19 protein-coding genes are annotated in these 18,854 nt (G+C 50.1%); 5 read left to right on the forward strand and 14 right to left on the reverse strand.

The genetic code is table 11. The features are described 5' to 3' along the window. Positions 1-42: 42 nt before the first annotated feature. Positions 43-501: a YaiI/YqxD family protein gene (locus ACU8XX_RS18500; RefSeq protein WP_000158159.1), complete on the reverse strand. Its 459-nt coding sequence runs from the start codon at positions 499-501 to the stop codon at positions 43-45. Positions 502-620: 119 nt separating this feature from the next. Here ACU8XX_RS18500 and proC point away from each other — a divergent pair, with 119 nt between their 5' ends. Further along, positions 621-1,430 carry a pyrroline-5-carboxylate reductase gene (gene proC, locus ACU8XX_RS18505; protein ID WP_001295331.1) on the forward strand — a complete coding sequence of 270 codons (810 nt, stop codon included), beginning with the start codon at positions 621-623 and terminating at the stop codon, positions 1,428-1,430. A 16-nt stretch (positions 1,431-1,446) separates the two neighbouring features. Here the strand turns inward: proC and adrA are convergent, their stop codons facing one another. From adrA to ACU8XX_RS18530, 5 genes are all read right to left on the reverse strand, one after another. Beyond that, the gene (adrA, locus tag ACU8XX_RS18510; protein WP_000484048.1) at positions 1,447-2,562 is read right to left on the reverse strand and encodes a diguanylate cyclase AdrA; all 1,116 of its coding nucleotides are present in this window, start codon (positions 2,560-2,562) and stop codon (positions 1,447-1,449) included. A gap of 101 nt (positions 2,563-2,663) precedes the next feature. Continuing rightward, on the reverse strand, positions 2,664-2,984 hold the full coding sequence (gene psiF / locus ACU8XX_RS18515) for a phosphate starvation-inducible protein PsiF (protein WP_001295332.1): 321 nt from the start codon (positions 2,982-2,984) through the stop codon (positions 2,664-2,666). 118 nt (positions 2,985-3,102) lie between these two features. Then, the gene (gene phoA / locus ACU8XX_RS18520) at positions 3,103-4,518 is read right to left on the reverse strand and encodes an alkaline phosphatase (protein ID WP_001351635.1); all 1,416 of its coding nucleotides are present in this window, start codon (positions 4,516-4,518) and stop codon (positions 3,103-3,105) included. A 100-nt stretch (positions 4,519-4,618) separates the two neighbouring features. Next, positions 4,619-4,879, reverse strand: a complete 261-nt coding sequence (gene iraP / locus ACU8XX_RS18525; protein WP_000792970.1) for an anti-adapter protein IraP — start codon at positions 4,877-4,879, stop codon at positions 4,619-4,621. Between the two features lie 181 nt (positions 4,880-5,060). Then, positions 5,061-5,264 carry a hypothetical protein gene (locus ACU8XX_RS18530; RefSeq protein ID WP_001300163.1) on the reverse strand — a complete coding sequence of 68 codons (204 nt, stop codon included), beginning with the start codon at positions 5,262-5,264 and terminating at the stop codon, positions 5,061-5,063. A gap of 77 nt (positions 5,265-5,341) precedes the next feature. Between ACU8XX_RS18530 and ddlA the strand changes: the two genes are divergently transcribed. Next, complete coding sequence (ddlA, locus tag ACU8XX_RS18535) at positions 5,342-6,436, forward strand: D-alanine--D-alanine ligase (protein ID WP_000413677.1); 1,095 nt, start codon at positions 5,342-5,344, stop codon at positions 6,434-6,436. Positions 6,437-6,459: 23 nt separating this feature from the next. On the opposite strand, the gene ACU8XX_RS18540 is transcribed toward ddlA, so the two are convergent. After that, positions 6,460-6,672 carry a DUF2754 domain-containing protein gene (locus ACU8XX_RS18540; RefSeq protein ID WP_001295334.1) on the reverse strand — a complete coding sequence of 71 codons (213 nt, stop codon included), beginning with the start codon at positions 6,670-6,672 and terminating at the stop codon, positions 6,460-6,462. A gap of 259 nt (positions 6,673-6,931) precedes the next feature. Here ACU8XX_RS18540 and ACU8XX_RS18545 point away from each other — a divergent pair, with 259 nt between their 5' ends. Beyond that, complete coding sequence (locus tag ACU8XX_RS18545) at positions 6,932-7,240, forward strand: YaiY family protein (RefSeq protein WP_000763151.1); 309 nt, start codon at positions 6,932-6,934, stop codon at positions 7,238-7,240. A gap of 58 nt (positions 7,241-7,298) precedes the next feature. On the opposite strand, the gene yaiW is transcribed toward ACU8XX_RS18545, so the two are convergent. Then, positions 7,299-8,393: a surface-exposed outer membrane lipoprotein YaiW gene (gene yaiW, locus ACU8XX_RS18550; RefSeq protein WP_016241933.1), complete on the reverse strand. Its 1,095-nt coding sequence runs from the start codon at positions 8,391-8,393 to the stop codon at positions 7,299-7,301. Positions 8,394-8,405: 12 nt separating this feature from the next. Further along, entirely contained in the window at positions 8,406-9,626 is a 1,221-nt protein-coding gene (gene sbmA / locus ACU8XX_RS18555; RefSeq protein WP_001297134.1) for a peptide antibiotic transporter SbmA, read from the reverse strand. Positions 9,627-9,977: 351 nt separating this feature from the next. On the opposite strand from sbmA, the gene ampH reads away from it, so the two are divergent. Then, positions 9,978-11,135, forward strand: coding sequence for a D-alanyl-D-alanine-carboxypeptidase/endopeptidase AmpH (gene ampH, locus ACU8XX_RS18560; protein ID WP_000830741.1), 1,158 nt, complete (start codon positions 9,978-9,980; stop codon positions 11,133-11,135). On the opposite strand, the gene iprA is transcribed toward ampH, so the two are convergent. Both iprA and ACU8XX_RS18570 read right to left on the reverse strand, forming a co-directional pair. Further along, positions 11,136-11,759: a hydrogen peroxide resistance inhibitor IprA gene (gene iprA / locus ACU8XX_RS18565; RefSeq protein ID WP_112033930.1), complete on the reverse strand. Its 624-nt coding sequence runs from the start codon at positions 11,757-11,759 to the stop codon at positions 11,136-11,138. Positions 11,760-11,846: 87 nt separating this feature from the next. Further along, positions 11,847-14,810, reverse strand: a complete 2,964-nt coding sequence (locus ACU8XX_RS18570) for an autotransporter outer membrane beta-barrel domain-containing protein (protein WP_016241931.1) — start codon at positions 14,808-14,810, stop codon at positions 11,847-11,849. A gap of 522 nt (positions 14,811-15,332) precedes the next feature. Between ACU8XX_RS18570 and hemB the strand changes: the two genes are divergently transcribed. Beyond that, positions 15,333-16,307 carry a porphobilinogen synthase gene (gene hemB, locus ACU8XX_RS18575; protein ID WP_001295337.1) on the forward strand — a complete coding sequence of 325 codons (975 nt, stop codon included), beginning with the start codon at positions 15,333-15,335 and terminating at the stop codon, positions 16,305-16,307. Between the two features lie 105 nt (positions 16,308-16,412). Here the strand turns inward: hemB and tauD are convergent, their stop codons facing one another. Genes tauD through tauB form a run of 3 tightly spaced genes read right to left on the reverse strand, consistent with a single transcriptional unit; the run spans position 16,413 to position 18,852 of the window. After that, a complete protein-coding gene (gene tauD, locus ACU8XX_RS18580; RefSeq protein ID WP_000004049.1) occupies positions 16,413-17,264 on the reverse strand; it encodes a taurine dioxygenase in 852 nt (283 codons plus the stop codon). Next, the gene (gene tauC, locus ACU8XX_RS18585; protein ID WP_001408416.1) at positions 17,261-18,088 is read right to left on the reverse strand and encodes a taurine ABC transporter permease TauC; all 828 of its coding nucleotides are present in this window, start codon (positions 18,086-18,088) and stop codon (positions 17,261-17,263) included. The genes tauD and tauC overlap by 4 nt, the downstream gene beginning before the upstream one ends. Continuing rightward, entirely contained in the window at positions 18,085-18,852 is a 768-nt protein-coding gene (gene tauB / locus ACU8XX_RS18590) for a taurine ABC transporter ATP-binding subunit (protein WP_000939373.1), read from the reverse strand. Before tauB ends, tauC begins: the two co-directional genes overlap by 4 nt. Positions 18,853-18,854 lie beyond the last annotated feature (2 nt).

Consider the following 18,854-nt stretch of genomic DNA (forward strand, 5'->3'; position numbering starts at 1 on the left):
CCAATAAATATTCAAGAATGAAGTGTAAATAATAAATTACATTTAGCCACGACTACGTTGCACTTCCAGCCACCACTTCTCCAGCTCCGCGGCAAAGGCCTGGCGGTCACGTTGTGAAAGGCTATCTGGTCCGCCGGTCTGGATCCCACTGGCACGTAAGGTATCCATAAAATCGCGCATCGTCAGGCGCTCACGAATGGTCGCTGGCGTGTAACGTTCGCCGCGCGGATTAAGCGCCGCAGCGCCTTTCTCGATGGCTTCAGCAGCCAAAGGTATATCTGCGGTGATCACCAAATCGCCCGCTTCACACTGCCGGACAATTTCGTTATCGGCAACGTCGAAACCTGCCGCGACGCGCAGCGTACGAATAAATCGCGATGGCGGCACGCGTAAACTCTGGTTTGCTACCAGTACCAGCGGCATCTGCATACGTTCCGCCGCGCGATACAAAATCTCTTTAATTACATTGGGACACGCGTCGGCATCCACCCAAATTGTCATAAAGTCATCCTTTGTTGGGTAATCCTCTATTGTGTCGCGCTTTTGCCTTCCGGCATAGTTCTGTTTATGCTTCTGCCAGCGATTATCAAAACAATGAATTTCACGGCAGGAGTGAGGCAATGGAAAAGAAAATCGGTTTTATTGGCTGCGGCAATATGGGAAAAGCCATTCTCGGCGGTCTGATTGCCAGCGGTCAGGTGCTTCCAGGGCAAATCTGGGTATACACCCCCTCCCCGGATAAAGTCGCCGCCCTGCATGACCAGTTCGGCATCAACGCCGCAGAATCGGCGCAAGAAGTGGCGCAAATCGCCGACATCATTTTTGCTGCCGTTAAACCTGGCATCATGATTAAAGTGCTTAGCGAAATCACCTCCAGCCTGAATAAAGACTCTCTGGTCGTTTCTATTGCTGCAGGTGTCACGCTCGACCAGCTTGCCCGCGCGCTGGGCCATGACCGGAAAATTATCCGCGCCATGCCGAACACTCCCGCGCTGGTTAATGCCGGGATGACCTCCGTAACGCCAAACGCGCTGGTAACCCCAGAAGATACCGCTGATGTGCTGAATATTTTCCGCTGCTTTGGCGAAGCGGAAGTAATTGCTGAGCCGATGATCCACCCGGTGGTCGGTGTGAGCGGTTCTTCGCCAGCCTACGTATTTATGTTTATCGAAGCGATGGCCGACGCCGCCGTGCTGGGCGGGATGCCACGCGCCCAGGCGTATAAATTTGCCGCTCAGGCAGTAATGGGTTCCGCAAAAATGGTGCTGGAAACGGGAGAACATCCGGGGGCACTGAAAGATATGGTCTGCTCACCGGGAGGCACCACCATTGAAGCGGTACGCGTACTGGAAGAGAAAGGCTTCCGTGCTGCAGTGATCGAAGCGATGACGAAGTGTATGGAAAAATCTGAAAAACTCAGCAAATCCTGATGACTTTCGCCGGACGTCAGGCCGCCACTTCGGTGCGGTTACGTCCGGCTTTCTTTGCTTTGTAAAGCGCCAAATCTGCCGATTTCAACCACTCACGATAGTGACTCATTTGTGGGTTCAGCGGCGCAACCCCCACACTAATCCGTAAAGTTACCTGTGGCGTATTCGGCAAGCGTAACGTGTTTAGCCCTTCATGCACCCGTAACATGGCGGTAATGGCGCTCTCAGCTGGCGTACCGGACATGATTACCGCAAACTCATCGCCGCCAAACCGACCAATCACATCGCTACCGCGCAGGGTAATTTGTAACTGTCGGGTAAGCGCCACAATCGCTTCATCGCCCACATCATGGCCCCAGGTATCGTTGATGCTCTTGAAATGGTCGATATCGATAATCAGTAACGTTGCATCGCGATTATGCCGCCGACAGTTATCAAATTCATTGCGTAACATAGTTTCCCAATGACGTCGGTTATACACGCCCGTCATGCCGTCGCGGGTACTCATGACCTGCAACCTGCGTTTATGTTCCGCCAGTTTAGTCGCCGTCTGGTAGCTGACCCAGCCAAACAGCAGAGGATAAATGACAATAATGGGAAGGGAGAGCCACCATTCCAGCGGCGCACTATTGAACGACACGGTGATGCCCGTCAGCTCGAGGGTGACAAGGCAGGAAACCACCATCAACACCAGACCCGCGACAAACAGACGGGGGCCGCCTGCCCCCATCAAATTCAGACACATAATCATCAACATCGCGGTGGAAGGCAGCACGTTTACGCCCATTACGCCTACCCACATTCCCGCTAATACTGCATCGGTTTTTAAGTTGTAAATTTCCCGGCTAAGCGGATCGACGGCCCTGCTCGCTATCTGCCAGGCTAAATGCGGCCAGACGAACGCCCAGCCGACCAACACCAGCCACCACCAGCCCGGCGGCGGGTGTGAAACCAGCGTTGAAGCAATCGGTAAGAACATGCCAGCCAGGCCAACCGCACGGGGTAGTCTGACGCGACGGGCGAAGCGCAGCCCGGACCGCTGATGTTCGTTTTGAGGAGTTAAAGGAGGTTCCTCCCCGTGCGCCGCCGCTTTTTTGAAAAAGTTTTCATCATTCATTATTTTTGGGAACATTCAGAAACAATTTTCCCAAATTATAGAGACGGGGCTAAAGGCAGAAGTATGAAATTTCGGGTGAGCCATTTTCGTAGCTCACCCGTTAGCACTATCAGGTATCAGGCGGCTTTCTTGAGGCAGGCGCTCATAAACTTATTACGATCATCACCTTTCAGAGATTGTTGCGTTGCTTGATTATTACATTCGCGCATCTTTTGCTGCTGTGGCGTCAAACTTTTTTCACCAGGCGCAGACTTGCTGTTCTTCAGGCAATCACTCATGTAGGTCTTACGAGCATCCCCTTTCAACGCCTGCGCCGTCGCCTGCTGATTACAGGAGGTCATACGCTGTTGTTGCGGGGTTAAGGTTCTCTCGGCAGCGCCGACGGTGGTTAAAAAAACCAGTCCGAAAAGCAAGGTAACCAGTAATGTTATTTTCATAGCACCATCCCTCTTCATGTTTTAACCATGAGCGTTTGCGCCCGTGATCTGCCATTAAGTCTGGTTGCTAACAGCAAAAAAACCACCCGACAGCGAAAATTCACCGCCGGGCGCGGTTTTATTTCAGCCCCAGGGCGGCTTTCATGGTGTAGAAGAGATCGGTCTGGTCGGTCAGTCCAACGACATTGGCGGCATGTGGGCCATACGCCGCAATACGCAGCTGACTACCGGTATGTTCTTGTGAATCCTCTTCGGAGTTCCCGTAACTCATCACCATCACTGCGCCATCTTTGGTATTTAGCGCCTGGGTGAGGCCCGGCGCTTTGGTGTCCGGCGCAACAATCTGGCTGGCGTGGGCGTGATCAGCGGTGACTATGACCAGCGTGTTGCCATCCTTTTTAGCGAATTCCAGCGCCCGTTGTACGGCTTCGTCGAGATCGACCGTCTCGCCAATTTGCCCACAAGGATTCGCAGCGTGATCCTGTTTATCGATTGATGCACCTTCAACTTGCAGGAAAAAGCCTTTCTCATTTTTACTCAACAATTCAATGGCTTTATCAGTCATCTGCGCCAGGGTCGGTACGCTGTCATTACGTTGCGGATTAGGCGTACAGGTAACTGCGGGCTTGTCGATATTGCCGTGGTACGTTGCTTTCGGTCCTTGCCAGCGCACTGGCATATTGCCGTCAGCAAACAGTCCTAGCAGGGGTTTTTGCTGGTTCGCTTCCGTCACCGCATTCAGTGAGGCAGCATCGCTCACCAACTGATAACCACGCGCCTGTGCCTGTTCACGCAGCGTTTTTCCCTGCCATTCACCGGCGGTTGCCGTTTCAGCAAAGGTTTTTGCGCCGCCGCCAAGCGTAACATCGGCACGAGCGTTAAGCAGCTGTTCGGTAATCGATCCTCTCCCGCCTTTTTCTAGCGCGTTACCCGGACATTTTTCACTGGTCGCGCTCGGACCGTAGCATTTGCGCGAGGTCACATGTGCCACCAGCGCAGCGGGCGTGGCATCCTGCAACTCTGCGGTAGAAACGTTACCGGTCGCCAGACCTGCGGCTTTTGCCATTTCCAGAATCGTTGGGTGATCTTTTTCGTGAATATCGACGCCCAGCGCGCCGTTATAGGTTTTGACACCGGTTGACCAGGCGGTTGCTGATGCAGCCGAGTCGGTGACGTAGTCCGGTTTGCCGGTTTTTTTATTCAGCGCATAGTGAGTGTATTGCCCGGTAAGCGGTAAGGCATCGATACCTTTAAAAAAGCCGCCCGCACCTTCGGCATAATTGCGTGCGGCAGTAATTTCCGAGTCCCCCATACCATCGCCAATCAGCAAAATAATATTTTTTGCAGGTTTATCGCTAAGAGAATCACGCAGAGCGGCGGTCTGATCACCCGTTAAGCGGCGAGCACCGCCGGGTGCAGTAATATCGCCCTGAGCAGCCCGGTTTTCCAGAACAGGCATTTCTGGTGTCCGGGCTTTTGTCACAGGGGTAAACAGTAACGGTAAGAGTGCCAGTGCAATAGTGCTTTGTTTCACTTTATTTTCTCCATGTACAAATACATTAAAAAATAAAAACAAAGCGACTATAAGTCTCGGCCGTGAAAACTTTATGACAGCTGTTGAAAAGATTAACTTTTTACTGACGAGGATGCTTCAATAACTTCTTTACGTAATCGCGCAGCAGCTCCGTATCGTCGTCAGGAATGCTGGCATCGGGCTTTACCTCGTACAGCGCCCCCTCTACCTGATCAATCAACCGCTGTTGGTCATTTTGCGCCATATTGCGAAGCATTGCAGTGACGATAATCTCCAAAGCTTCTACCTGCGCACACAGTTCTTTCGACTCTTCTTCTTTTTGGGCAAGCTTAAATAACAACTCAGCAATGAGATTTTTCATGTCTGTATTTCCTTATCCAAAGTATGGAGAAGTTAACATTATGTTTCACAACTTCATAGTGTCTGGAAGTATTATTTTTATGACAAAGGAAATACTTTGCGCAAATATTTTTTGTTTGATTACCAGCGAAACGTTTCTCTTATTTAAATAATTACACACACAAAATATAGGCTTTTAATTATCAACCTTTATTATAAATAAAAGTTATGAAATATATTCTCTTCGTTAACTTATAATTAAGAGAAAAAAACTCACCGCATGGCCATTTAAGCCAGGAATAAATTAGCTTCCCGTTCATCATTTTTGTGATCTTGCGCACATCTTTGAGATAACGCACTTTCTTCACCAGTACGTTGCACGCTTTGTCAGCAGAAGATTGCAACAATCTTTCAGAAGGCCGCGAATCCCCCGTTTTGTCGTGGTAATGTATGCACTTTGTGTTAGACGGGATAGGTTTTTAAGATGGAAAAACTGCGGGTAGGAATCGTTTTTGGTGGTAAATCAGCGGAACATGAAGTGTCTCTGCAATCGGCAAAAAACATTGTCGATGCCATTGATAAAAGTCGCTTCGACGTTGTGCTGCTGGGCATTGATAAACAAGGGCAATGGCACGTCAGCGATGCCAGCAATTATCTGCTAAATGCAGACGATCCTGCCCATATTGCGTTGCGCCCTTCGGCGACCAGCCTTGCGCAGGTGCCAGGTAAACATGAGCATCAGCTTATCGACGCGCAAAACGGTCAGCCGTTGCCGACGGTGGATGTCATTTTCCCGATTGTCCACGGTACGCTGGGCGAAGATGGTTCCTTGCAGGGAATGCTGCGGGTCGCCAATTTACCGTTTGTAGGTTCTGATGTTCTGGCTTCAGCAGCCTGTATGGATAAAGATGTTACCAAACGTCTGCTGCGCGATGCCGGGCTGAACATTGCGCCATTTATTACCCTGACGCGCGCCAATCGTCACAACATTAGTTTTGCCGAAGTGGAGTCTAAACTGGGGTTACCACTGTTTGTAAAACCGGCTAATCAGGGCTCTTCTGTTGGTGTCAGCAAAGTAACCAGTGAAGAACAGTACGCAATTGCCGTCGATCTGGCGTTCGAATTCGATCATAAAGTGATCGTTGAGCAAGGGATCAAAGGTCGTGAGATCGAATGCGCAGTTCTGGGCAACGACAACCCGCAAGCCAGCACCTGTGGCGAGATCGTACTCACCAGCGACTTCTATGCCTACGACACCAAGTACATTGACGAAGATGGCGCGAAAGTGGTAGTTCCGGCAGCCATTGCGCCAGAAATCAACGATAAGATCCGGGCGATTGCCGTTCAGGCTTATCAAACGTTGGGATGCGCAGGCATGGCGCGTGTAGACGTGTTTTTAACCCCAGAGAACGAAGTGGTGATCAACGAGATCAACACACTGCCTGGCTTCACCAACATCAGTATGTATCCGAAGCTGTGGCAAGCCAGCGGTCTCGGTTACACCGATCTGATCACACGTTTGATTGAACTGGCGCTGGAGCGTCACGCTGCGGATAACGCATTGAAAACCACAATGTAATATTTTAACGCCCGATAATATTCTTATTGGGCGTTTTCAGTTTCTTCATCGCGACGACGAATAATCAGCCCCGCCAGCCAGAAACTAATCACCCACGTCACCAGACCGACGGCATAGGTCTGCCAACCTTTTGCTTCAAATCCCAGTAGCCCCACCACGCCATTAAGAATGAATATAAGGCCAATGGCGAACGCATAGTAGTGCCAGTCACGGCGGATTTTTACAGGCAGATTCATGGCAGCTCCGTTAACGAAAAACAACATCCTTGCATATTCTGTAACAACCGTCTGTGGTGTAGACAACATTTTCGTAATTGTTAATAAATTTAACTTAAGGTTGCCATTTTGTGACTCACAACGAAGATTCACGCTTCGGGAATATTCCCAACATCAATTTACCATGATTCTGATATTGACAATCTAAATGACCTGTCAGACTTGCCATAAGCCGCTGGTATCACACCAGAAGAGAAGCAGATGACTTCCGGAGGTTTTTATGGCTGATTTCACCCTGTCAAAATCGCTGTTTAGCGGAAAATATCGCAATGCCTCTTCAACGCCTGGCAACATTGCCTATGCGTTGTTTGTGCTGTTTTGCTTTTGGGCTGGGGCGCAATTGCTGAACCTGTTAGTGCATGCGCCCGGCGTCTATGAGCGTTTAATGCAGGTCCAGGAAACAGGTCGCCCACGGGTGGAAATTGGTTTAGGTGTCGGCACCATTTTCGGGCTGATCCCGTTTTTAGTAGGCTGCCTCATTTTTGCAGTGGTGGCGCTATGGCTGCACTGGCGACATCGCCGCCAGTAAGATTTACGTTGCCAGATACGGCCTAAAACGCCTTATCTGGCATGACATTCCTGTTTGATCACTGTTTCATACAACGCGCCCGCCGTTCGTCTACGCGCTTCGCAAACCAGGCCGTAGTCAGGTTGCGGGTGATTTTCGGGCTTTCCAGTTGAATGCCAGGCAACATTTCGCGGGGTAGTGATTCACCCGTTTTCGCTTCGGCAAGTTGATAAACTTTCTTGTACAGCGCCGTCTCCTCAAAAGAGAAGCTGTCACCTTTCTCTAACTGACGGCGAATTTCGCTGTCGCTCATCCCCAGTTTTCCCGCCAGTTTGCGCGTTGCCAGTTCTGTTTTCCCGGGTTCTTTACTGTCGTAACGAATTAAATCACCGTCCAGTGCCAGCTTCACGCCGCTGGCCTTACTGACCGCGTTCTGAAACGCGGCATTACGGCTGGCGTACCAGCCAGCGTTAAAATCAGCAAAGCGGTATATCGGTGCGCTATAGCTGGCGGGATAATTCAGTAAATGGTAAGTACCAAACCACAACCCGCCGCGGCGACTGAAGACTTCCTGACGAACTGTACCGTCCATTTTCCACGGATACCCTTTGGTATGCTGTTCGGCAAAAGCAATGCTGACCTGCATCGGCCCACCGGTGCGCACCGGATTAAGCGAACCAAACAGCGTCTGCCCCATTGGTACCATGCTGATCAGATCGTCAAAAATCGCGCTCAATTGCTTTTCTGTACGCACCGAATCTAACCGTTCGCTATAACTTTTGCCGTTTGGCGATTTGATTTTTAGCGCGGTATGAACCAGAAAAGCAGGAATGTGCATCCGTTCAGCACGACGGTCAATCTCTTGCCAGGCGATCTTGCTTAAGCCCGGAACGGCCGGATCTGCCTGATAATTTGACTCCTGCTGCGCCACCGCCAGCACCGAGCAGACGTTTTCCAGCGTCGGTGCCAGCCCCTGACTTTCAAAGGTGGTGGCGAGATCTTTCGCCCAGGCATCGCGGTCTTTCACGCTCGCAGGCATCTTCTGCCGCACGACGCTCACTACATCTATCGCTTTTTCGCCCTTTTTCAACGGTTGCGGAGCCTGACTACTACACCCCGCTAAAACCAGAACCGCCAACAATGACAGCGAAGATAGATGATTGACGCGCGACATTACTTCTCCTTTTTAGCTCAAGGTATGGGTTACTTCCTGAATTTTGTCACCATCCAGCTCATGTTCAAAGCTGCGCAGACGTTTGTAGATAGACATCAACTCAACCAGTGTGGTCCATGAGTTAATCAGGTACTGGAAAGCACCGCGAACCTGACCAAAAACGTTGGTAATCTGCGTCATCAGGCCGAGCGTAATCGTACCGGCAACAATTGACGGAAACAGCAAGAACAAACCGAAAACGTTATCGACCTGCAAATAGAGAATGCGGGCGATGTTGAAATACATATAGTGAAAATAGAGGCGAAAATAGTTTTTCCGTACGGCGCTAAACAGCTCGCGTACCGTAGGCGGCGTCGCGCGCGTGGCATCGTCTTCACCATAAACCAGCTCTTTACGGTAGGCGGCCTCTACTCGCTGGTTTTTAAACTCCAGCCCCGGCAGTTTGATCCCTACCACTGCCAGCAATCCGGTCCCCATCAGCGACCAGACGATAGCGGCAATCACCAGACCATACGGAATGTGCCCGATAATCGGCAGCTCCGGCACATGCGCGGAGAGCGTTACCAGCACCGGCAGGAAGGCGATCAACGTCATGATGGCGTTGATAAAACTGACGCCCATATTCTCCAGCGTTGAAGCAAAACGCATGGTGTCTTCCTGCACACGCTGTGCGGCACCTTCGATATGACGCAGTTGTTGCCAGTTCGCCATGTAATATTCGTTCATCGCCGTACGCCAGCGGAACACATAGTGACTGACAAAGAAGTTGTTCAGTACACTGATCACCACCGCGATCAGCGCAATCCCCAGAAAGACGCCCACTTCGCGGTAAAATTGTTCGATAGTGACTTTATGCGGCGAACTTAGCGCGGTTTGAATCAGATCATAGAACGGTGCATACCAGGCGTTGACGGCGACCCCGACTTCCACCAAAAACCAGGTGACGAAGATGATCAGTGCAGTACCGAGTATTGACCAGTATTGCCAACGGTGCGGGCTGTAGATAAACCAGAAAAATGCAAAAAGTCCTACGCAAACAATGTAGTAAGCGTAAAAAATCAGGAAATCCAACGACCAGAAACGCGCGGCGCTAATCGGGATCTGCCCGGAAGCGCCGGTGATACGCGCCACCCAGTCTCCCCCACCGGCTTGCCAGAAGATAACGGCAATCAATGCCCAAACAAAGGCCGAGAGAAAAAACGCTCCCGGCTTTGGGAAAAAAGACTTAAACATATGCACTCCTGCTAACTTCTTATCGTTTTAACAACTGCTGTGTATTAACCGCATGACCACTACAAAGCGTCAGCCAAATGAAACCGCCCATTGTGACCCATAGCAAGGCGCTTAGTTCGCCAGCCTGACCATAAGAATTGTTTCGACGGATTTCACAAACCAAAGATTGTTTACATAAGCGGATTAACACGCGCAGGATCACAAATGCAGGCATTGGTGAGCAGGAAAAAGATCGTGTTTACGCGCCGTTACGTTTTTAACACTATTATTGCACTAATTCGCCCTTTGCAATCCATCAATGAGTAGTATAAATACGCTCAGTTACCTTCATTCAATTTATGGACACCAGCGTTGAAACGTAGTCTGCTTTTTTCTGCCGTGCTGTGTGCGGCGTCATTGACCTCCGTCCATGCGGCGCAGCCGATCACTGAACCGGAGTTTGCCTCTGATATTGTCGATCGTTATGCCGATCATATTTTTTACGGCAGCGGTGCCACGGGGATGGCGCTGGTTGTTATCGACGGTAACCAGCGCGTCTTTCGCAGTTATGGCGAAACGCGACCTGGTAATAACGTTCGCCCGCAGCTGGATTCGGTCGTGCGTATTGCTTCCCTCACCAAGCTAATGACCAGTGAGATGCTGGTGAAATTGCTCGACCAGGGGACCGTGAAGTTAAACGATCCGCTAAGTAAATATGCTCCGCCAGGCGCACGCGTGCCAACCTACAATGGGACGCCCATTACGCTGGTCAATCTGGCAACCCATACCAGCGCCCTGCCCCGTGAACAGCCCGGTGGTGCGGCACATCGTCCGGTGTTTGTCTGGCCAACGCGCGAGCAACGCTGGAAATACCTTTCTACGGCGAAGCTGAAAGCCGCGCCAGGCAGTCAGGCGGCGTACTCTAACCTTGCGTTCGATCTGCTGGCAGATGCACTGGCGAATGCGTCCGGCAAGCCTTATACCCAGTTGTTTGAAGAGCAGATTACCCGTCCATTGGGGATGAAAGACACCACCTACACCCCCTCACCGGATCAGTGCCGCCGTTTAATGGTTGCAGAGCGCGGTGCCAGTCCATGCAATAACACGCTGGCGGCAATTGGCAGCGGCGGCGTCTATTCCACGCCTGGCGATATGATGCGCTGGATGCAGCAGTATTTGTCATCTGATTTTTATCAGCGCAGTAACCAGGCAGATCGCATGCAGACGTTGATTTATCAGCGCGCGCAGTTTACGAAAGTGATTGGCATGGATGTCCCCGGCAAAGCGGATGCGCTTGGTTTAGGCTGGGTATATATGGCCCCGAAAGAGGGTCGTCCGGGGATTATTCAGAAGACAGGTGGTGGTGGCGGTTTCATTACCTATATGGCGATGATCCCGCAGAAGAATATTGGCGCGTTTGTGGTGGTCACTCGTTCGCCGTTGACGCGCTTTAAAAATATGAGCGATGGCATCAATGACCTGGTGACCGAGCTAAGCGGGAATAAACCGCTAGTTATCCCCGCATCCTGATTAATACTCTGAAGGCAAACGGTTGATAGCGACCAGTTTGCCTTTATTCATTTCGATATAGCCGCCTTTACGCAAAGCAGCGAGAACTTCTGCGACGACAGAACGCGATATGCGTGTACGTTGATGGATATAATTCATCACACCAATACGTGATCGCAATTCTTCATTCCAGTCAATCATTGATAATAATGTTGCGCGGATTTGTTCGTAGGAATTATGCCCAATGAGCTGCACGTCACGTAATTCCAGAATTCTATTTTGCCAGGCTAACCAGTAAAAAGCGTCTCGCCAGAGTTGATTTTGTTCAATAAGCGTAATGGTTTGTTTGGCTGGTAGATGATATCCCGTACAATTTCCTTCTGATATTAATTTGTATGGTATATCGTTTTTCATTAAACCATCAGCCAGCCCCATAATATAAGGAGCCTGGGTAATACCGATAAGTACGTTTTCTTCTCTACGCAGAGAGATAATTCCCTCTAAAATAACGAAAGTATCTTCGTTATTGACATCACTGGAAAATATAACTTGCTTTTCATTATTAAACTCGAAGCGCGTACCGTATCTGGACAAACATTTATCGAGCTTACCAAATTCCTGAAGAGGTTTAACTACAGATAACATTTGCGCGTCCTTTGCAGTAATGCCCGTCAAATCCTTGACGGGCATTATTTAGATTAAATTACCAGAATTTCTTCGGAGTGAAGAATATTACCAGGTATATTTAACACCCACGTTCGCGGACCAGTCTTGATCTACGTCACCACCACCGAGGTAGTTAGCATCGGTATAGGCGCTGAAGTTCTTGGTGAAGCTGAACTGAGTACCCAGACCAACACGTACCGCAGACCCTTCAGTACCGTTATCGATGGAATCACCGTTCACATCGTTATCGTTGTTAGAGTCGTCGTAGACGTAAGCCAGTTTGAAGTACGGAGTCAGAGCCTGGTCTTCGCTGTAGGTGAAGGTATAACCTGCATCTACACCCAGTTCATAACGCATGCTGTCGTAAGACTGACCGTCAACTTTCATGTCGTTGCTCAGCTGGTAGTCATCACCAGACTGGAACAGACCAGAAATGCTGCCGTAAGGAGTCACATAACCAGCATCACCCAGTTTGAAGTCGTAACCGGCTTTCAAGCCGAAGCCCCAAGCGTCGGAGTTGGTGCTACCGTCAACGTAAGTACCGTTGCTCATGGTTGCAGACAGGTCGTTGTTGAAGTGAGAGTAGCTCAAGCTACCATCAACAAAGACGTTGTTCGCGAAGTGAGCAGAAGAGTAGATGTAGGCAGTCTGGCTATCTTGATCTACCTGACCAGAACGATCATTCATGTCACCTTTAGCGAAGCCTGCAGCCGCACCGACGATCCACTTAGCGTTGTTACCGTCAATTTTGGTATCAACACCGACCATGATGCCGTTAACATCCTGATCATAGTTGATGGTGCCGTTGTCGCCGTTGAAGTTACCACCGAAGTAGCTTACCCATGCGCCGCCGTTATCAGCCAGGCCATGACGAGAGTTGGTCAGACGAGTACCAACGGTGTCTTGTTCCAGGTTCCAGATATTGGTGTTCGCAGACGGGATGCTCAGCGCCATGTTAGCGTAGTCGGTCAGCTCCATCTGTTGCAGAACAACGGTGTTACCGCGCTGTTCAGCCTGATAGGTGTATGCACCCAGGTCAGCTTTGTTAGCAGCAGAGAAGGTCGCGTTGCTGTTTTTGTCGTTGACGTAGATCAGCTCGTTGCCGTTGTAGTCAGCGATAGAACCAGCACCAGTTGCGTTGTCGATACGAACTTTGTAGTTACCGGTTGCAGCAACAACGTTATCAACAGAGCTGTTATCCAGTTCAGTACCGTTGTCTACGTCGCCGTTACCATTGATAGTCAGGTGACCATCAGAGTTCATAGCAACAATACCGTAACCGTAGTTAGACTTGGAAGTATCCCACGTACGGTCGTTCACCAGATCAGCGTTCAGAACGTAATCGCTGCTATGGATATTGAACACACCGGATACTACGTTACCGTTATGGTCAGCGATGTTGCCGCTGGTCAGTTCCAGTTTATCGGTACGGAAAGCTTCAGTATCGAACTGATCAACGTTCACATCCAGCACACCACCGTTAGTTACGGTGATAGTATTGGCGTACAGGTTAGAATAGTTATTCCAACCAGTAGATTCGGTTAAATTAACAGTACTATAGCTATCAACTGTCAGGTGGTCAGTAGCAACTTCACCATCTTCACCAATGTTCAGTGAAGAGCCATTAGTTAAGCCAATAGTATCAGAAAGTAAGGAAGAATTCGTAACATTGACTTCAGAGCCATTATTTACAGCTAAAGTATCAATGTTTGAAGCGTTAACGGTATTCCATTCAGAACCATTATTCAGAGTGACGTTAAACACACCGCTCTGGAATACTTGATTATCAATCGTACGACCCCAGGCATTATCTTCTGCTACAACGCCTGGATACAGGCTATTACCTGTAACATCATACCAGTCAGTCGATACAGTAGAGTCAACGTCAACATTCGCTGATGTAGTTGCTGAACCTACCCATTTGGAACCATTATCCAGAGTGATATTCAGTTCATCAACATTAAGTGAGTCGTCAGCCCAGCCACCATTGGTGTCCAGTACGCCATCGGCATTACTGTCATGACCATGCGGATAGAAGTTTGCGTTGAAAGTACTTGCGAAAACAACATCACCCAGCAGAGTAGAATTGCTGAAATAAACATTGTTTTTCATGGAGTAATTTGAAGCCGCACTATCACTGAAATACAGAGCTACATCATTAGCTCCGCCCTTACCAGAGTAATCACTAGGTTCCGCAGAGTTACCATAGAAACCACTGTCTTCCAGAGTAGTTACAGAACCTGAAGTCACTGTGGAATCGATAACTGAGATATTGTTATCCCAAGTATGAGATTCAGTAGTGTAAGTATTGTTTACGGTATTACCCTGAGTCAGGCTGATACCAGCAACACGGGAGTTGTTAGAAATATTGATGTTACTTTCGACATCAAGATTCACTGCCAGCCCAAGACCGACACCACCGTTTGCAAACAAACCGGCGTATTCTTCACCTTCACCAGCTGGGGTACGGAAGGTTTCGTTAGTATATTTGGTAACGTCACCATTCAGATATGAATCAGTGAAGTATAAACCTTCGTAATCGTCATCAATTGTAGAATTAGCAATATTTAAAGTGAATACATCACCATCATGCCAATTATCATCAATTACGCGATCAGTACCGTATTCAGAGAACTGATATACATAATGACCATCACTGCTTTCACCCATAGGCAGCATTGAAGTGATTGAACCATGAATCAGGGAGTTGCTGATGTTCAACTGGTTTGTTGTTCCATCAGTAAAATCATGATTCAGGTAATATGTAGAGATAGCCCCGTTAACAGTGTCACCATTAAAGGTGGTATCGAAATCACCGTTTGTGTTGTTATAGTAGACAAAGCCACTATAATTCACATAGTTACCATCTACAGTACCCGGTAAATCCATATTGCTCCAGTCAAGAGCAGTAGTTGGATTGTCGTAATAAGTCCAGGTGTTATAAGTAGTTGCATTAGCCTGAGAGGTGATAGCCAGAGTGCAAGCCAATGCTAATTGTGATACTACAAGTTTCTTTTTCCAGGAGTGCATTTGTCATCCCTCCTCAGGGACGTAATAAGTTGATCCATCAATTATCAATGCATAGAAAACATATTATGTTTCGCGCTAACGATTATGCTGTGTTACAGACGAATGGTTCAATTATTCTTTCCCCTAAGTCCGAATGTGGACATATATAATTTATGGAGAAAAACACGCATCGAATTGATAAAAACACCATATTTCAATATGTTGCAGATGATGTTATTTTTGATACATACGCGTCACAAATATCACAGACACAAACCAGATAAATATCCTATCAATATGCAACAAAGTTTTAATTATTCAATTTATAGCAGGGCAACCAAACTCCCAAAATAATAACCAAGAGCTATTAATAAAGATTAAAAATATTTTCAGTGAATATGAAATTATTGCTATTTCTATTACAACGATGTCCTGGTCTCTCTTTCATTCTCTTCTTGTCAACATCGCGACAACTTTCGTAAAACACTCCTGCCCCGCTTCAGGTATACTGTGCACCTTAATTCCACAAACATCAGGCAGACCATGACAGACTTAATCCAACGCCCTCGTCGCCTGCGCAAATCTCCTGCGCTGCGCGCTATGTTTGAAGAGACAACACTTAGCCTTAACGACCTGGTGTTGCCGATCTTTGTTGAAGAAGAAATTGACGACTACAAAGCCGTTGAAGCCATGCCAGGCGTGATGCGCATTCCAGAGAAACATCTGGCACGCGAAATTGAACGCATCGCCAACGCCGGTATTCGTTCCGTGATGACTTTTGGCATCTCTCACCATACCGATGAAACCGGCAGCGATGCCTGGCGGGAAGATGGACTGGTGGCGCGTATGTCGCGCATCTGCAAGCAGACCGTGCCAGAAATGATCGTCATGTCAGACACCTGCTTCTGTGAATACACTTCTCACGGTCACTGCGGTGTGCTGTGCGAGCATGGCGTCGACAACGACGCGACTCTGGAAAATTTAGGCAAGCAAGCCGTGGTTGCAGCTGCTGCAGGCGCAGACTTCATCGCCCCTTCCGCCGCGATGGATGGCCAGGTACAGGCTATTCGCCAGGCGCTGGACGCTGCAGGCTTTAAAGATACGGCGATTATGTCGTATTCGACCAAGTTCGCCTCTTCCTTTTATGGTCCGTTCCGTGAAGCTGCCGGAAGCGCATTAAAAGGCGACCGCAAAAGCTATCAGATGAACCCAATGAACCGTCGCGAGGCGATTCGTGAATCACTGCTGGATGAAGCCCAGGGCGCAGACTGCCTGATGGTTAAACCTGCTGGAGCATACCTCGACATCGTGCGTGAGCTGCGTGAACGTACTGAATTGCCGATTGGCGCGTATCAGGTGAGCGGTGAGTACGCGATGATTAAGTTCGCCGCGCTGGCGGGTGCTATAGATGAAGAGAAAGTCGTGCTCGAAAGCTTAGGTTCGATTAAGCGTGCGGGTGCGGATCTGATTTTCAGCTACTTTGCGCTGGATTTGGCTGAGAAGAAGATTCTGCGTTAATTTTTTTCCTCTCAGAAAGGGGGAGTTAACCTGTTGAAAGTACGGTGAACGCCCCCTCACCCTAACCCTCTCCCCAAGGGGGCGAGGGAACCGTCCGCACTCGTATCACCCCGCCCGATAAAACGGTTTATCCCCAAGGATCGTCGCCCGATGCATAATCCGCCGCTGTGGCAGGTAATCGGCATTGGCATAGTGCTGAGTCACGCGGTTATCCCAAATCGCAATATCATTCGGTTGCCAGCGCCAACGCACCTGAAACTCCGGTTTAGTGATATGGGCGAATAAAAAGCCTAACAAGGCTTCGCTCTCTTTCTCGCTGACATCGACAATTCGCGTAGTAAAGCCTTCATTCACAAACAGCGCCTGTTTACCGCTCACCGGATGCGTTCGCACCACCGGATGTAGCAACGGAGGATTTTTCGCGACCGCCTCGCGCCAGCGTTGATGTTCCTCCTCGGTTTTGCGGTATTTGTATTCCGGGAACGATTTACGGAAATCATGCTCCGCACGCAGCCCGCTCAGCAGCTGGCGGAAGGGAACAGAGAGCGCCTCATAGGCCGCAATACCGCTGGTCCAGAGCGTATCACCGCCGGTCGAAGGTAACTCTTTAGCTGCCAGAATCGCCCCTGCGGGTGGCGTTTCAATAAATGTCACATCGGTATGCCAGTTGTCGTTATCCGGCGGATTATCGTTATGGGTATCCAGCACGATGATCTCGTCAACCCCTTCGGCATGAGGGTAAACAGGGTGAATATGCAGTTCGCCAAAACGCTGGGCCAGCGCGCGTTGCTGCTGCGGCGTAATAGTTTGATCGCGCAGAAACACCACCTGATGGCGCAGCACCGCATGGTAAAGCTGTTCAAACTGATTATCGCTTAACGGGCGCGTCAGGTCGGCACCCGAAATTTGTGCGCCGATATACGGCCCCAGCGGGGTAATGCTCAGACGTTCACTCATTGTACTTCTCCATGCCAGGGCGTCAGACGGCGCTGTAACGCGCGCAAACCCAGTTCTAAAAGAAAGGCGATAATCGCAATCACCGCGATCCCCGCCAGCACCACGTCAGTCGCGAGAAATTCACCCGCTGACTGAACCATAAATCCTAAACCGCGCGTCGCGGCAATCAGCTCCGCCGCTACCAGCGTAGACCAGCCCACACCCAGACCAATGCGTAATCCGGTGAGGATTTCCGGCAGCGCGCCGGGCAAAATGACAAACCACAGCACCTGCGCACGGCTGGCTCCCAGCGACTGGGCGGCACGAATGCGAACCTGCTGCGCGCTTTTCACCCCCGCCAGCGCCGACATCGCCACCGGTGCAAAAATCGCTAAATAGATCAGTAAGATCTTCGAGGTTTCACCAATACCAAACCAGATCACCATCAGCGGCAAATAAGCCAGCGGCGGCACCGGACGATAAAGTTCGATTACCGGATCCAGAATGCCGCGCACCGTCGGGCTTAGCCCCATGGCGATCCCGACCGGAATACCGATCACCACCGCCGCGAGTAGCGCCAGCACAATGCGCGTCAGGCTGGCGGCCAGATGCTGCCACAGCGTGGCGTCCATAAATCCCTGCGGCCCGGCAATGGTGAGCAGTTTTGCCAGTACCTGTTGCGGTGGCGGCAAAAACAGCGGGCTAATCAGTTGCAGCGCTGCCACCACCCACCATACAGTGAGCAAAACCGCTAACGTGCCAATGCTTAAGGTCACCTGACGCGAGAGCGGCCAGCGCCATTTCAGCCGATGCGAATGCAGTTTTTCATTAATGAGCACACTCATGAGAACGCCTCCCGCTGCTCAAATACGCGGCTTAAAACATATTCGCGCATGGCGATGAATTGTGGATCGGACTTGATGCTGCGGCTCGACTCTCCCGCAACAAAGCGGCGAGCAAAGTTGAGCGGCAGCCGCTCCAGCACGCGGCCAGGGCCGGGTGAAAGCAGAACCAGTTCAGTCGCCATAAACACCGCTTCTTCTATATCGTGGGTAATCAACAGCACCTGCTTGCCCGTCTCCTGCCAGAGTTTCAGCAGCAGGGTTTGCATCTGGTCGCGGGTGAAGGCATCCAGCGCACCAAACGGTTCGTCGAGTAATAACAGCTGGGGATTTGCCGCCAGCGCGCGAGCAATGCCCACCCGCTGACGTTGACCGCCGGAGAGCTGCCAGATGTAGCGTTTTTCTGCTCCTTCCAGCCCCACTTTTTTCAGCATCTGGTGCGCGATTTCCAGTCGCTGCATTTTCTCTATACCTGCCAGTTGCAGGCCGAACGCCACGTTGTCCTGGACATTGCGCCACGGTAGCAGCCCTTCATTCTGAAAAACCACGCCGCGCTCTGCTCCCGGCCCCTCAATACGCTTACCCGCCAGTTGAATGCTGCCGTGCTGATAAGGCACAAAACCGGCAATCAGATTCAGCAGGGTGGTTTTACCGCAGCCGGACGGCCCCAGCACCACCAGTAGCTCACCGCTTTCCAGCGTCAGGTTGATATCTTCCAGTGCCGGTTTGCCACCATAATCGGCGTAAAGATGAGAGATTTGCAGCATCT

The organism is Escherichia sp. MAL-1, from assembly GCF_052948035.1.

Excerpts from the sequence above, each read along its gene's own strand:
- sbmA (WP_001297134.1), bottom strand. The coding sequence starts at position 9,626 with ATGTTTAAGTCTTTTTTCCCAAAGCCGGGAGCGTTTTTTCTCTCGGCC.
- ACU8XX_RS18545 (WP_000763151.1), top strand. The coding sequence starts at position 6,932 with ATGGCTGATTTCACCCTGTCAAAATCGCTGTTTAGCGGAAAATATCGC.
- hemB (WP_001295337.1), top strand. The coding sequence starts at position 15,333 with ATGACAGACTTAATCCAACGCCCTCGTCGCCTGCGCAAATCTCCTGCG.
- yaiW (WP_016241933.1), bottom strand. The coding sequence starts at position 8,393 with ATGTCGCGCGTCAATCATCTATCTTCGCTGTCATTGTTGGCGGTTCTG.
- ACU8XX_RS18570 (WP_016241931.1), bottom strand. The coding sequence starts at position 14,810 with ATGCACTCCTGGAAAAAGAAACTTGTAGTATCACAATTAGCATTGGCT.
- psiF (WP_001295332.1), bottom strand. The coding sequence starts at position 2,984 with ATGAAAATAACATTACTGGTTACCTTGCTTTTCGGACTGGTTTTTTTA.
- ACU8XX_RS18540 (WP_001295334.1), bottom strand. The coding sequence starts at position 6,672 with ATGAATCTGCCTGTAAAAATCCGCCGTGACTGGCACTACTATGCGTTC.
- tauC (WP_001408416.1), bottom strand. The coding sequence starts at position 18,088 with ATGAGTGTGCTCATTAATGAAAAACTGCATTCGCATCGGCTGAAATGG.
- tauD (WP_000004049.1), bottom strand. The coding sequence starts at position 17,264 with ATGAGTGAACGTCTGAGCATTACCCCGCTGGGGCCGTATATCGGCGCA.
- adrA (WP_000484048.1), bottom strand. The coding sequence starts at position 2,562 with ATGTTCCCAAAAATAATGAATGATGAAAACTTTTTCAAAAAAGCGGCG.
- tauB (WP_000939373.1), bottom strand. The coding sequence starts at position 18,852 with ATGCTGCAAATCTCTCATCTTTACGCCGATTATGGTGGCAAACCGGCA.
- ACU8XX_RS18500 (WP_000158159.1), bottom strand. The coding sequence starts at position 501 with ATGACAATTTGGGTGGATGCCGACGCGTGTCCCAATGTAATTAAAGAG.
- proC (WP_001295331.1), top strand. The coding sequence starts at position 621 with ATGGAAAAGAAAATCGGTTTTATTGGCTGCGGCAATATGGGAAAAGCC.
- ddlA (WP_000413677.1), top strand. The coding sequence starts at position 5,342 with ATGGAAAAACTGCGGGTAGGAATCGTTTTTGGTGGTAAATCAGCGGAA.
- iprA (WP_112033930.1), bottom strand. The coding sequence starts at position 11,759 with ATGTTATCTGTAGTTAAACCTCTTCAGGAATTTGGTAAGCTCGATAAA.
- iraP (WP_000792970.1), bottom strand. The coding sequence starts at position 4,879 with ATGAAAAATCTCATTGCTGAGTTGTTATTTAAGCTTGCCCAAAAAGAA.